The organism is Terriglobales bacterium (assembly GCA_035624475.1).
GTDB lineage: Bacteria > Acidobacteriota > Terriglobia > Terriglobales > Acidobacteriaceae > DASPRL01.
Genome location: DASPRL010000342.1, coordinates 1 through 13,665 on the forward strand (window position 1 = coordinate 1; position 13,665 = coordinate 13,665).

At 66.2% G+C, this 13,665-nt stretch carries 11 protein-coding genes; 4 read left to right on the plus strand and 7 right to left on the minus strand.

The window, feature by feature from the left end:
* The 4 genes from VEG08_13530 to VEG08_13545 all read left to right on the plus strand — a co-directional run.
* Window positions 1-713 (plus strand): DNA-processing protein DprA (locus VEG08_13530; GenBank protein ID HXZ29008.1); only part of this gene is annotated, 713 nt, incomplete at its 5' end.
* A gap of 129 nt (window positions 714-842) precedes the next feature.
* A complete protein-coding gene (gene topA / locus VEG08_13535) occupies window positions 843-3,314 on the plus strand; it encodes a type I DNA topoisomerase (GenBank protein ID HXZ29009.1) in 2,472 nt (823 codons plus the stop codon).
* 63 nt (window positions 3,315-3,377) lie between these two features.
* Window positions 3,378-3,845, plus strand: a complete 468-nt coding sequence (locus VEG08_13540; GenBank protein HXZ29010.1) for a hypothetical protein — start codon at window positions 3,378-3,380, stop codon at window positions 3,843-3,845.
* 110 nt (window positions 3,846-3,955) lie between these two features.
* Complete coding sequence (locus VEG08_13545; protein HXZ29011.1) at window positions 3,956-4,453, plus strand: hypothetical protein; 498 nt, start codon at window positions 3,956-3,958, stop codon at window positions 4,451-4,453.
* Between the two features lie 5 nt (window positions 4,454-4,458).
* On the opposite strand, the gene VEG08_13550 is transcribed toward VEG08_13545, so the two are convergent.
* From VEG08_13550 to VEG08_13580, 7 genes are all read right to left on the minus strand, one after another.
* The gene (locus VEG08_13550) at window positions 4,459-5,304 is read right to left on the minus strand and encodes an ATP-binding cassette domain-containing protein (GenBank protein ID HXZ29012.1); all 846 of its coding nucleotides are present in this window, start codon (window positions 5,302-5,304) and stop codon (window positions 4,459-4,461) included.
* A gap of 19 nt (window positions 5,305-5,323) precedes the next feature.
* On the minus strand, window positions 5,324-6,106 hold the full coding sequence (locus VEG08_13555) for an ABC transporter permease (GenBank protein ID HXZ29013.1): 783 nt from the start codon (window positions 6,104-6,106) through the stop codon (window positions 5,324-5,326).
* Window positions 6,107-6,120: 14 nt separating this feature from the next.
* Window positions 6,121-6,942, minus strand: a complete 822-nt coding sequence (locus tag VEG08_13560; GenBank protein HXZ29014.1) for a lytic transglycosylase domain-containing protein — start codon at window positions 6,940-6,942, stop codon at window positions 6,121-6,123.
* Entirely contained in the window at window positions 6,935-10,210 is a 3,276-nt protein-coding gene (locus tag VEG08_13565) for a CusA/CzcA family heavy metal efflux RND transporter (GenBank protein ID HXZ29015.1), read from the minus strand. Before VEG08_13565 ends, VEG08_13560 begins: the two co-directional genes overlap by 8 nt.
* Window positions 10,211-10,220: 10 nt before the next feature.
* A complete protein-coding gene (locus VEG08_13570) occupies window positions 10,221-11,477 on the minus strand; it encodes an efflux RND transporter periplasmic adaptor subunit (GenBank protein HXZ29016.1) in 1,257 nt (418 codons plus the stop codon).
* Window positions 11,478-11,488: 11 nt separating this feature from the next.
* The gene (locus VEG08_13575; protein HXZ29017.1) at window positions 11,489-12,784 is read right to left on the minus strand and encodes a TolC family protein; all 1,296 of its coding nucleotides are present in this window, start codon (window positions 12,782-12,784) and stop codon (window positions 11,489-11,491) included.
* A 569-nt stretch (window positions 12,785-13,353) separates the two neighbouring features.
* The coding region (locus VEG08_13580) for a helix-turn-helix domain-containing protein (GenBank protein HXZ29018.1) at window positions 13,354-13,665 on the minus strand (312 nt) is incomplete at its 5' end.

Here is a 13,665-nt window from a genome sequence, read left to right on the forward strand (position 1 = left end):
GGGTCATCATTATCAGTGGCATGGCCCGCGGGGTGGACACCGCCGGGCACCGCGGCGCCCTCGTGGCCAAGGCCCGGACCGTGGCCGTCTTCGGCACCGGCATCGACGTCATCTACCCGCGCGAGAACAAGAAGATCGCCGACAGCATCCTGGCCCTGGGAGGCGCGCTGGCCAGCGAGTTCCCCCTGGGCACCTTCGCCGCGCCCCAGAACTTTCCCATCCGCAATCGCATCATCAGCGGCATGGCGGTGGGCGTGCTGGTGGTCGAGGCGGGCGAGTATTCAGGCACGCGCATCACCGCGCGCTGCGCCCTGGAGCAGAACCGCGAACTGTTCGCCGTCCCCGGCAACGTGACCAACAAGAACTCCTGGGGGCCAAACACGCTCATCAAGCAGGGCGCCAAGCTGGTGGCCACCTGGGAGGACATCTGGGAAGAGCTGCCCGCGGACGTGAAACAGCAACTGGCCGACCGCCTGCCTTCTGCAACCGCGGAGCCCGCTACGGCATCTCTATTCGAGGGCCAGGAGCTGCCCCCGCACGAAAAGCGGGTCCTGGCGCTGCTCAAGACGGACGAGGCCACTCAGATCGACGAGCTGGTGGAGCAGCTGGAGCCGGAGCTTTCCTCATCGGAGATCTTTGCCGCGCTCTTCGAGCTGGAGCTAGCCGGGAAGGTTCGTCAATTGCCCGGCAAGAATTTTGTTCGCGCCTTCTAAGCTCCGCGCGCACTACCACTTCACAGCAATCGAGCATTAGCAGGAATGGTGCCGGATTCGCGTTTTTCCGCCATTCCGTGCTAGGTTGAGACCCATTGCACGAAGGCAACAAGGGAGAATCGAGGGAGTTTGAGCAAAGGCTTAGTCATCGTCGAATCGCCGGCCAAGGCCAAGACCATCCAGAAATACCTGGGCAAGGGGTACTCCGTCGCGGCCTCGCTGGGCCACGTCAAGGACCTGCCCAAGAGCACCCTGGGGGTGGACCTGGAGAACGACTTCCAGGCCGACTACATCGTCATCCCGGGCAAGGAAAAGGTCCTGGCCGACCTGAAGAAGCGCGCCGCCGGCGCCGAAGCCATCTACCTGGCTCCCGACCCTGACCGCGAGGGCGAAGCCATCGCTGCCCACCTCGCCGAAGAGCTCGGGGGCGAGGCCGTCAACGGCAAGAAGAAGAAAAAGAAGGTTGCCAGCCGCGTCCCCATCCACCGCGTCACTTTCAACGAGATCACCAAGCGCGCCGTACAGGAGGCCTTCCAGCAGCCCCGCGAGATCGACCGCAAGCTGGTGGACGCGCAGCTCACCCGCCGCGTGCTCGACCGCCTGGTGGGTTACCAGATCTCGCCCCTGCTCTGGGACAAGGTGCGCCGCGGGCTCTCCGCCGGCCGCGTCCAGACCGTGGCCGTGCGCCTCATCGTGGAGCGCGAGCGCGAGATCAAGGCCTTCCAGAAGCAGGAATACTGGACCCTCGACGCCCATCTGGCCGCCGCCAAGCCGCCCACCTTCGATGCCAGCCTGGTAGGCGCCAATCCCGAAAAGAATCTCGTTCCCAAGCAGGAGGCCGCGCAGGCCCTGGAGGCCAAGCTGCGCAAGGCGGAGTGGACGGTGGCCGCGGTGGACACCCGCGAGCGCCGCCGCAACCCCTATCCTCCCTTCACCACCAGCAAGCTGCAGCAGGACTCCTCGCGCAAGCTGCGCTTCAGCGTGAAGCGCACCATGATGATCGCCCAGCGCCTCTACGAAGGCGTGGAGCTGGGGGAAGAAGGGTCGGTCGGCCTCATCACCTACATGCGAACCGATTCCACCCGTGTCTCCAACGACGCCCTGGCGGAGGTGCGCGAATTCATCGGGCGCGACTTCGGCGCCGCCTACCTGCCCCAGGATCCCATCCTGTACAAGTCCAAGAAGGACGCGCAGGACGCCCACGAGGCCATCCGCCCCACCGCGGTCGCCCGCCACCCCGACCAGATCAAGCACTACCTGCACGAAGACGAGTACAAGGTCTACAAGCTCATCTGGCAGCGCTTCGTGGCTTCGCAGATGAACCCCGCCGTCTTCGACCAGACCAGCGTCGACATCAGCGCCCGCGCCAAGGACGAGAGCTTCCCCTTCCGCGTCACCGGCTCGGTGATGAAGTTCGACGGCTTCCTCAAGGTCTACGAGGAGTCCAAGGAAGGCAAGGACGAGGAGGACGAGGCCCTCAAGCACAAGCTGCCGCCGCTAACGCCGGGTCAGAAGCTGACGTTGAAGGAACTCAAGCCGGAGCAGCACTTCACCGAGCCCCCGCCGCGCTACAACGAGGCCTCGCTGGTCAAGGAGCTGGAGGAGCGCGGCATCGGACGTCCCTCCACCTACGCCACCATCCTCTCCACCATCCAGGAGCGCCAGTACGTGCAGAAGGCGGGAGGCAAGTTCGCCCCCACCGAGATCGGGCTGGTGGTCACCGACCTGCTGGTCGCCAATTTCCCCGACATCTTCGACTTGCAGTACACCGCCCGCCTGGAAGAGGAGCTGGACGAGATCGAGGAGGGCAAGGAGACCGGCACCGACACCCTCAACGAGTTCTACAAGAAGTTCGAGAAAGACCTCCGCTTCGCCGAGAAGCACATGGAGAACGTCAAGCGGATGGAGAAGCCCACGGAGGAGAAGTGCGAGCGCTGCGGCTCGCCCCTGGTCATCAAGTGGGGCAAGCACGGCTCCTTCTACGCCTGCAGCTCCTACAAGAAGGACGATCCCAACTCCTGCTCCTTCACCCGCGAGAACCCCATCGACCTCCCCGACCTGGACTCCGCCGACCTGCAGGAGACCCAGCACGAAGAGTACTGCGAGAACTGCGGCCGGCCCATGGTGCTCAAGCGCGGCCGCTTCGGGCAGTTCATGGCCTGCACCGGCTATCCCGACTGCAAGACCACCCGCCGCCTGGACCAGGGACGCAAGGTCCCCGACATCCCCCTGGAGGAGAAGTGCCCGCAGTGCGGGCGCAACCTGGTGATCCGCCACGGCCGCTACGGCGAGTTCACCTCCTGCAGCGGCTATCCCGAGTGCAAGTACGTCAAACAGAACCTGATCGGGGTGAAGTGCCCGGAGTGCGGCGAGGGCGACCTGGTGGAGAAGAAGGCACGCAAGCGCGGTAACCTCTTCTATGGCTGCTCCCGCTATCCCCAGTGCAAATTCACCTCGGCCTACAAGCCGCTGGCGGAGAAGTGTCCGCGCTGCGGCCACGCCTACCTGGTGGAGAAGACCGGCAAAGCGGGCACGGTGATCTCCTGCCCCAACTCCGAGTGCGACTACTCCCGCGCCGGGGAGCCGGTGGCGGTGGCCTGAACTTTCCGCGACTTTCCGTCCCGCATCCCCATCTCATTCCCATCTCACTTCCGAGGAGCCAGCATGGCCAAGCAGAAGAAGCCCACCCACGACGATGCCGCCGTGGTCATGAAGCTCTACAACCTGCGCCGCGAGACCGAACTGCGCAAGGCGCGCAACTTCCTGGTAGTCGAGTTCTGGCCCGACGCCGCCGACGAGGTCGTGAAGCTCATCCAGGACTTTGGCAGCCAGCGCAATGCCTGGTTCCGCCAGGGCATCACCTATTGGGACATGGCCTGCTCGCTGGTGCTGCGCGGGGTGGTGAACCAGGACCTGTTCGTCGACTGGGGCGGCGAGCTGTACTTCCTCTACGCCAAGTTCAAGCCCTTTCTCCAGGAGGTGCGGGAGAAGACGCAGGCGCCTGAATTCATGGCCCGCATCGAGCAGGTGGCCCTGAGCACCAAGGAAGGGCGCGAGCGGGTGGCCAAGCTGGAGAAGCGCATCGCCCAGCGGCGGCAGATGCTGAAGCAGGCGGCGGCCGGGCGAGGCTAGCGCTTCCCGATTCGGACCGGGGACCGTTTCGGGTGGCGGCCCCGCCCGCCGGCCGCGAAAGCCGCCGCCCTTCGCTCCCGCTTCCCCTAGGCTAAAGGCGGGGGTGTCCCATGCTCCACCACGCCAGCCCCGCCGACGCCCAGATCATGCTCCAGCTCTTCGAGCTGAAGCGCGAGCCCGAACTCAAGAAGGCGCGCAACTTCTGCGTGCTGGAGTTCTGGCCGCGCAGCGCGGAGGACGTGCTGCGCGCCATCCCCTCCTTCGCCACCCCGGAGAGCAACAACGTGCGCCAGGTCGTCTCCTTCTGGGAGATGGCGGCCAGCTTCGTCCTCCGCGGCGCCCTCCACGAGGATCTCTTCCTGGATACGGCAGGGGAGATGTTCTTCCTCTGGGCCAAGTTCCGCCCCTTCATCCCGGAGGTGCGGGAGAAGCTGCTGGCCCCCGAGCTGCTGCTCAACGTGGAGAAGCTGATCGCCAGCAATCCCAAGAGCCAGGAGCGGGTGGCGCGCCTGGAGAAGCGCATCGCGGAGAAGGTGGCCAGCATGCAGGCGGTGGCCGAGCCCGGCGGCTCCGGCCGCTATCAGACCGTGCTCAGCCGCCCCGCCTGAGGCGCTCAGGCGATGTATTCCTTGATGTACTCGTCCTGGGAGGCGCCCATCTCTTCGGCGGTGCCGTTGAAGATCACCTTGCCTTCGCGCAGGAGGACGAAGGTGGTGTTGACGTCGGCCCCCGGATTCTCCGCCAGCGGCCGCATCTCGTTCTTCTGGGGATCGAAGTAGTGGGTGGCCATGGTGAAGCCGTCCTGGAGGCGGTGGGTCACCAGCAGGGCGCTGGTCTTGTAGAAGTCGCGCTGCTTGACCACCAGCTCGATGATGCGGGTGGAGGTGATGGGGTCCAGGCCGCCGGTGGGTGAGTCGTAGAGCAGCACTTCGGGCTGGGTGATGATGGCGCGGGCGATGGCCACCCGCCGCCGCATGCCTCCGGAAAGCTCCGAGGGGAACATGTCCAGGGTGTGGCCCAGTTCGACGAAGCGCAGGGCCTCCTGGGCCCGCCGCCGGATCTCCTCCTCCCCCAGCCGCTCCTCGTAAAGCCGGTAGCCCACGTTCTCCTGCACCGTAAGGGAATCGAAGAGCGCGCTCTCCTGGAAGACCATCCCGATCTTGCGGCGCAACTCGAACAGGTCCTGCTCCCGCATGGCGGTGACGTCCTGGCCCAGCACCCAGATGTGCCCGCGGTCGGGCTTCTCCAGCCCCAGCACCAGCTTGAGTAGGGTGGACTTGCCCACCCCCGCCACCCCGAACAGGATCTTGGTCTCGCCCCGGGTGAGCGCGAAGGAGACGCCGTCGAGCACGTTCTTCCCCTCGAAGCCGATGGCCACGTCGTCGAAGACGATGATCTGCTGGCCGCTGTCCGCCGTCCTGCGGGCGCCCAGGTCGGTGGCGGCGGAGATGGTGGACATGCTGGCTCCTCCCTCCGCCTCAGTGCACTCCCAGCGCCACCATCAGGAAGCGGGTGACGAAGAAGTCCACCACCAGGATCAGCACCGAAGCCGCCACCACCGACTGGGTGGTGGAGCGGCCCACTCCCTGCGTGCCTCCGGTGGTGGAGAGCCCGTAGTAGCAGCCCACGGTGGAGATGATGAAGCCGAAGATCAGCGGCTTGACCAGCCCCATGGTCACGTCCTGCCACACCAGCGACTGCCAGGCGGTGTTCCAGTACTGGCTGGTGTCCAGCCCCAGCAGGGCGAAGGAGACGAAGTGCCCGCCCATCAGCCCCACCAGGTCGGAGATGATGGTGAGGATGAAGAGCATGAACACGGTGGCCATCACGCGGGGGGTCACCAGCTTCTTGGTGGGGTCGGTGCCCAGCGAGCGCATGGCGTCGATCTGCTCGGTCACCTTCATGGAGCCCAGCTCGCTGGCCATGCCGCTGGAGTTGCGCCCCGCCACCATCAAGCCGGTGAGCACCGGTCCCAGCTCGCGCACCATGGAGAGGGCCACCACCTGCCCGGTCAGGGAGATGGAGCCGAACCTCTGCAGGGTCGCCGAGGTCTGCAGGGCCAGCACCGCGCCGGTGAAGAAGCCGGTCAGCACCACGATGGGCAACGAGCCCACCCCGATGATGTCGGCCTGCTGCAGGGTGTCGGCGAGGTAGCGCGGGTGGGTGAACAGGTTGTGCACCGAGCGCCCCGCCAGTACAGAGTAGTCCTGCACCGTGAGCACACTGCGCTTGGCGATCTGAACTGGAGAGATCAGTTCCATTTGGGACGCCGGAACTATAGCAGAGGCACGGCCATGACGCCAGACCCGCGAGGGGGTGCGGGGCGGGCGTAGACCACCGCTGGCGGCCGTGACTTCCGCAGCGGGGCGCGCACCCATCCGGGCCGTAGCAGACCGGGGGATGGCATGGCCCCCAGCACCGCAGGCACGTAGGCGCGGGTCTCCTGGGGCAGCAGACCCTGAGCGCTCAGGAGCCAGAAATCGGGCACGCCGGTGCGCGCCACGGCGCGCTCCACCTGCACCGCACCGGCATTGTAAGCGGCCAGGGCCAGCGGCCAGTCACCGAACCGTTGCTGCAGGTCGCGCAGATAGCGGGCGGCAGCGCGGGTGGAAAGCTCCGGGTCGAGGCGGTCGTCGTGCTCTCCGTCCACCCGCAGGCCGTAGCGCCGTGCCGTCTCCGGCATGAATTGCCACAGCCCGCGCGCCCCCTTGGGGGAGAGCGCCAGCGGATTGCCGGCGCTCTCCACCAGCAGCACCGCGATCATCTCCGGGGGAATGCCCTCGCTCGCCAGGATCGGTTCGACCAGGGGGCGGAGCTGCTGGACGCGGGCGGCTGCCGCCGGGGACAGCGACGGTGTCTTCGCATCCCGCGGGCCGGCCGAAGCGCCGGGAGGCCGGGACTGCGGGCCGGTGACCGCCGGCGCGGGCTGCTGCGCCTCGCGCAGGGCCGCGTCGGCGGCCTGGTCAAGCTGCGCCCGCAAGGCCGCGAACTGCGCTTCCGGTGCGGGCTCCGCGGGCGGGCCGGCCGCGCGGGCCGCCGGACCGCCGAGAGCCACCGCTGCCGTCAGCAAGAGCACAAGACCCCGCGCGCTACCCATGGGCCTCTCCCTTCTTCAACCGCGGCTTGACCTCCCAGTTCCACTTCCAGATGGCGAAGACCGGGGGATAGACGATCAGCTCCATGAGGAACGAGGTCAGGATGCCGCCTACCAGCGGCGCCGCGATGCGCTTCATGACGTCGGCGCCCGTGCCCACCGACCACAGGATGGGGAAGAGCCCGAAGAGCATGCAGGCCACGGTCATCAGCTTGGGGCGGAGGCGCTTGACCGCGCCCTGTTCGATGGCCTCGCGCAAGTCGCCCCAGCTTGCCATGCGGCCCCGGCAGATGGCCTCGTGGTAGGCGAGGTCGAGGTAGAGCAGCATGAAGACGCCGGTCTCGGCGTCCACCCCCAGCAGCGCGATCAGCCCCACCCACACCGCGATGCTCAGGTTGTAGCCGGAGAGGTAGATCAGCCAGATGGCGCCGATGGCAGAGAAGGGCACGGCCAGCAGGATGATGAAGGTTTTCACTGCCGACTTGGTGTTGAAGTAGAGCAGCAGGATCACGAGAAACAGAGTGACCGGCAGCACGAACTTGAGCCGGTCCTTGACGCGCTGCATCGCCTCGTATTGTCCGCTCCACACCAGGGAGTAACCGGGCGGGACGTGGACCTTGGCGGCGACCACACGCTTGGCGTCGTCCATGTAGCTGCCCAGATCGCGGCCGGAGACGTCGATGTAGACGTAGCCGCTGAGCCGTCCGTTTTCGTCACGGATCATTCCCGGGCCGGTCCGCGTCTTGAGCACGGCCAGTTGCGCCAAGGGAACCTGCGCACCCGCGGGCGTTGAAACCAGCACGCGCTCCAGGGCCTGGGGATCGCTGCGGTAGTCGCGCAGGTAGCGCACGCCCACCGCATAGCGCTCACGGCCTTCTACCGTGGTGGTGACGCGTTCGCCGCCCACCGAGGTCATCAGGGCGTTCTGCACGTCGTCCACGGTCAGGCCATAGCGCGCCAGCTCCGGCCGGTTGAGGTCGAAGTCGAGGAAATATCCGCCGGTGGTGCGCTCGGCGAAGGCGCTGGTGGTGCCGGGAACGTCCTTGAGCGCCATCTCGATCTGCTGCCCGATCTGTTCGATAGTCGCCAGATCGGAGCCCTCCACCTTGATGCCTACGGGTGTGCGTATACCGGTGGACAGCATGTCGATGCGGTTCTTGATGGGCATGGTCCAGGCGTTGATGACCCCGGGGAATTGCAGGGCCTCGTTCATCCCGCCGGGGCCGTAGATCAGATCCTCGGTGGAGATGTGATCGGGCCAGGCACGCCGCAAGAGACTCTGCAAGCGCTCCGGCGCCCAATTGGAGTACCAGCGCTTCTTCTTCGGCCACTCCGACTGCGGCTTGAGCACCACCACGGTCTCCATCATGGAGAGCGGCGCCGGATCGGTGGCGGTCTCGGCACGCCCGGCCTTGCCGAAGACGCTCTCCACTTCGGGGAAGCTCTTCAGGATCCTGTCCTGCACCTGCAGCAGGCGGGTGGCCTCGGTGACCGAGATGCCAGGGAGAGTGGTGGGCATGTACAGCACGACTCCCTCGTCCAACGGCGGCATGAACTCGGAGCCCAGGCGGAAGAACACGGGCACCGTGGCAACCATGGCCAGGACGGCCACGCCGATGGTCGCCACCCGGTGCTCCAGCACGAACTCGACCACGGGATGATAGAGGCGCATCAGCGGGCGGGAGATGGGGTGCTTCTCTTCGCTGTGAATCTTGCCCACGAGCAAGGCATTGGCTACCCGCGCCAGCCAGCGCGGGCGGAACTGAAACTCGTCGACGCGAGTGAACAGCAGCCGCAGGGCCGGGTCCAAAGTGATGGCCAGCACCGCCGCAATGGCCATAGCGAAGTTCTTGGTCAGCGCCAGGGGATGAAAGAGTCGGCCTTCCTGGGCCTCCAGCGCAAAGACCGGGAGGAAGCTGACCGCGATCACCAGCAGGGCGAAGAAGCTGGGTCCACCGACTTCTTTCACCGCACCGATGATGACCTCGCGGTAGTCACCGGGACGGCCCTCGGCCTCCCAGTGCTCCAGCTTCTTGTGTGTCTGCTCCACCACCACGACGGCGGCATCCACCATGGCGCCGATGGCCACCGCGATCCCGCCCAGTGACATGATGTTGGCGGTCAGGCCGGTGGCCTGCATGGGGATGAATGCGAGCAGCACCGCGATGGGAATGGTGAAGATGGGAATGACGGCGCTCGGGAAGTGCCAGAGGAAGATGAGGATGACCAAACTTACGATGACCAACTCCTCCAGCACGGTCTCGCGCAGGTTGTCGATGGCGCGCTGGATGAGCTCAGAGCGGTCGTAAGTGGTGACCAGCTTCAGACCGGGGGGTAGTGTGGGCTGAACCTCAGCCAGCTTCTCCTTCACCCGCGCGATCACCTGCTGCGCGTTCTCTCCGAAGCGCATGATGACCACGCCGCCCACCACCTCGCCCTGGCCGTTCAGTTCGGCCACGCCGCGGCGCAAGTCAGGCCCATAGGTCACCGTGCCCAGATCACGAACATAGACCGGATCGCCGCTGGGATCGGCGCCCACCGCCACCTGTTCGATGTCCTGGAGCGAGCGGACGTAGCCGCGCCCGCGCACCATGTACTCGCGCCCGGTGGACTCCACCAGCCGCGCCCCTACTTCGCTATTGGAACCGCGCACCGCCTCCGCCACCTTCTCAATGGGGATGTGATAGGCAAGCAGCTTGTTGGGGTCCACGTTGACCTGGTACTCGCGCACGAAACCGCCCACGGGGGCGACTTCGGCGACGCCGGGCACGGTTTGCAGCGCGTAGCGCAGGTACCAGTCTTGGAACGAGCGCATCTGGTCGAGGCTGTAGCGGCCGCTAGTGTCCACCAGCGCGTACTGGTAGACCCAGCCCACGGACGTGGCGTCCTTGGCCAACTCCACCTGAGCGCCTTCGGGCAGGTGCAGCGCGTTCAGGTATTCCAGCGTGCGGGAGCGCGCCCAGTAGAGGTCCGTTCCCTCTTCGAAGATCACATACACGTAGGAGTACCCGAAGTCGGAAAAGCCCCGAATGTCCTTCACCTTGGGCGCGCCCAGAAGCGCCGAGACCATGGGATAGGTGACCTGGTCCTCGACGATGTCGGGGCTGCGGTCCCAGCGCGTGTACACGATGACCTGCGTGTCGGAGAGGTCGGGGATGGCGTCCAGCTTGGTGTTGGTCAGGGCATGCCAGCCCAGCAGCACCGCGGCGGTCACGAAGAGAAAGACCAGGAAGCGGTTGCGCGCGCACCAGTCGATGACGTGGTTGATCATGGCTTTCTCCTCAGTGCTGCATTCCCCCCATAGCACTCTTCAGGCGGCTCTCGGAATCGATCAGGAAATTGCCCGAGGTCACGATCTGGTCGCCCTCTTTCAGCCCGGAGAGCACGATGACCTTGTCGTCCACGCGCGCGCCCAGGGTGACCCTGCGAGGCGCAAAGTGCCCCCCAGGCTCAGCCAAGAACACCGTCTGTCGCTGGCCGGAGTCGAGTACTGCCTCTTGCGGCACCACCAGTTGCCGACCGTAGTCCACCTTCAGGTCCACCTCGGCGAACATCTGCGGCTTGAGATCAAAGCCGGGATTGGTTAGAGCAATACGCACTTTGACGGTGCGGGTCTGTGGATCGACGGTGGGATAAACGTAGCTGATCCGCCCGCTGTAGCTCTTGCCCGGCTGGTAGCTGAGACGAACGGTGGCACGCTGGCCTACGCGTACGTAGGGCGCTTCGTACTCGTAGATGGCGGCGTCGGCCCACAGGGTGGAAAGGTCGGCCACGGTGTAGAGGTCCATGTCGGGCGTGACCGCGGTCTGCGGAAAGGCCTTGCGGTCGGTCACGAAACCCTCGACCGGAGAGTAGAAACTCAGGGTGCGGCTGACCTCGCCTGTCTGCTCCAGCTTCTGGATCTGCTCGTCGCTGAGGTCCCACAAGCGCAGCCGCTCGCGGGCCGCCCGCAGCAGCGCCTGCGCTCCCTCGGCCACACCCGGAACGGTGGAGGTGCCCAGCTCCTTGGCCCCGCGGAGCGCCACCAGGTACTCCTGCTGGGTAGCCACCAGGTCGGGACTGTAGAGCGTGAACAGGGGTTGGCCCTTCTTGACCCGCTGCCCCACGAAGTCCACGAATACCTGGTCGATCCAACCGTTGACCTTGACGTGCACGTGCGAGATCTGGGTCTCGTCGGTGGTGAGCTGGGCGGTGGTGTGGATGTCGCGCGTGAGTGATTCCCGCTCCACCGTGCCAGTGCGCACCCCGATAAGCTGCTGCATCTGTCCTGAGATCGTCACCGCGCCGGGAGCGCTTCCCCCCTGCTCTTCGGCATACTGCGGCACCAAGTCCATTCCGTCCGGCGCCTTACCCGGCTTGTCGTAGTGATGCGCCGGGTTCATGGCGTCGTACCAGTAGAGGACCTTGCGCTGGGGAGGGGGCGTGGTCTCCGCCGCCCTTTGTGTGCTCTGGGCGGCGTGCTCATGCTGCCGGGCGGCGGCGAGGGCGAGCGCCGCTAGGATCGCGACCAGGATCAGGACCGTTCGTTTGCTTGTCATCACGTGCTCCTTCATTTCGTGAGCTCGGTGCCCACCATGGGCTCCATGCGGGCGAGCGCGATCTGGTAGTTGGCCAGCTCGCGGTAGTAGCCGACCTGGTAGTCGAGGACGGTGGTGAAGTTCCCCATCAGGCTGAGGAAGTCGAGGTTGCCGACCTGGTACGCGGCCATCGACGACTCCAGCGCCAGTGAGGACTGCGGCACGATCGCCTGTGAGTACAGGCGCATCAGTTCTTCCGAAGCCTTGGCCGCCAGGTATTGCTGCTTCAGTGCGAAGTCGACCTCGGTGCGGCGGTCGTCGCGGCTGCGCTCGGCGGCAGCCTGCTCTTCTCCCGCCTCCCGGATCGCTTGCTTCTGCTTGCTCTTGTAGAAGACCGGGATGCTGACGGTGAAGGTGAAGCCGTGCATGTCGGGTAGCATGGGCCGCTGCTGGTACATGTAGGCCACGTCCAGGTCGGGATAGGCGTCCGTGCGGGCCAGCGCCAATGCGTAGTGGCTGCGCTCGATCTGGCGCTGCTCGCGCGCCAGCCCGGGATCGTTCTCGCCCGCCATCCGATAGAGGGCGGCGAGGGGGTAGTCGAGCTTCGCCGGCTGGAAGGCGGCAGCCGGCGGCAGCGCCGCTTCCGGGTCACGGAAGAGCAGGGCGTTCAGCCGCGCCTGCGCCGTCCGCTGCTGCGCCTCCAGCACGGTCAGGCGCTGGTCCAGCAGCGAGATCTCGGTCTGCGCCCGCAGCACGTCCTGCTGCAGGCCCTTGCCTACCTGGTAGCGGGCCTCGGCGATCTTGGCCAGCTTCTGCAGCAGGGCCTTATTCTGCGAGGTGATCTCCAGGGCCTTCTGGGCGAAGAAGTATTCGTAGTAGGCAGCTTTGACCTCGGCGGTCACGCGCCGCCGCACTGCCTCCGCGTCGGCCTCCTCCGCGCCCACCTCGCTCCCGGCGATCGCGCCGCGCAGCTTGAGCTTGCCGGGATAGGGGATCTCCTGCATGGCGCTGACCCCGCGGTAGCTCGAAGGATCGCCGTCCTGCACCGAGAAGGGCTGGATATTGCCCATCCAGCCCACCGAGAACTTGGGATCGGGCAAGGCGCGCGCCTGCGGGATGCGGGCGCGCTGCGCCGCCACCCGGTGTTCGGCCGCCTGCACCGCCGGATTCTGGGCCAGTGCCTCACGCACCAGCTCATCCACGGTGACGGTGGTCTCCGCCGCCGCGGGGACGGGTGAGTCCGGTAAACCCGCTGGCCCGTAGGCCAGCGCCGGCGCCACCGCCAAAATCACCGAGAGTATGAGGAGTGAGACTCTCTTCCTGTCCATGACACCTCTCGCTTCCGTTTGAAGTTGCGCAGACACTCAGGCGCCGGAGCGCCTGAGCCGGAATGACAGGAGAAGAGACGCTAAATCAGGAACACGCAGTTGAGCGCTTGCGGTGAGTGGCCCAGGGTGCGCGGGGGCCCGGCCCGTTCCGAAGAACGAGAGCCGGGCTCGGGCGCTGCCGGAACCGTGGAAACCCCGGTGCGCAGGACGACAGGGGCAGTGCCGCTGCTGCGCGCGAAGCTCTGCACCGGCGCCGCCGGCATCCCGGAGGATAGCTGGCAGCACGGCGCCGTTCCGTCCATCCCTGGCTGTTGCGGGGTCATTGGTTTGGGGCAATGACCGGGACAGGCGGGGTGGGAGTCCTGGCGCTGGCATGGGGTCATGGCTGCAAGGGGAATGGCGAGCAGCGCAGTTGTCAACGCCAGGACTACGACTTGGGCACTACGACTCAAGGGTGCTCCGAATTGCGTCTAAGCTATCCCGGGCTGTCAGCGCGGTCTGTGACAGATGTCACAATCCCCCGTGACCCCTGGTCCTGGCGGAGTTGGCGGGAGCAGGGCCGGGGCGGCTCAGCGCCCGTTCTTGCGCTTGATCTCGATGTTCAGGCGCTTGATCTTCTGGTTGAGGGTGGAGAGGGGGACGTGGAAACGCTCCGCCGCCTCGGTCTGGTTCCAGTTGCATTTCTCCAGCATCTCCATGATCACGCGGCGTTCCAGGTCTTCCACGATCTCGAACAGGGTAGCGTCGGGCCGCAGCTCGAGGATGGGGGCGGCCGTGTTCCGCCCGGTGAGGTGGTCGGGCAGCAGGTCCGCCCCGATCACCGGGGTGGTGGAGAGCACGACCGCGCGCTCGATCACGTTCTCCAGTTCGCGCACGTTGCC

Excerpts from the sequence above, each read along its gene's own strand:
- VEG08_13555 (HXZ29013.1), bottom strand. The coding sequence starts at position 6,106 with ATGGAACTGATCTCTCCAGTTCAGATCGCCAAGCGCAGTGTGCTCACG.
- VEG08_13540 (HXZ29010.1), top strand. The coding sequence starts at position 3,378 with ATGGCCAAGCAGAAGAAGCCCACCCACGACGATGCCGCCGTGGTCATG.
- VEG08_13565 (HXZ29015.1), bottom strand. The coding sequence starts at position 10,210 with ATGATCAACCACGTCATCGACTGGTGCGCGCGCAACCGCTTCCTGGTC.
- VEG08_13545 (HXZ29011.1), top strand. The coding sequence starts at position 3,956 with ATGCTCCACCACGCCAGCCCCGCCGACGCCCAGATCATGCTCCAGCTC.
- VEG08_13550 (HXZ29012.1), bottom strand. The coding sequence starts at position 5,304 with ATGTCCACCATCTCCGCCGCCACCGACCTGGGCGCCCGCAGGACGGCG.
- VEG08_13575 (HXZ29017.1), bottom strand. The coding sequence starts at position 12,784 with ATGGACAGGAAGAGAGTCTCACTCCTCATACTCTCGGTGATTTTGGCG.
- VEG08_13570 (HXZ29016.1), bottom strand. The coding sequence starts at position 11,477 with ATGACAAGCAAACGAACGGTCCTGATCCTGGTCGCGATCCTAGCGGCG.
- VEG08_13560 (HXZ29014.1), bottom strand. The coding sequence starts at position 6,942 with ATGGGTAGCGCGCGGGGTCTTGTGCTCTTGCTGACGGCAGCGGTGGCT.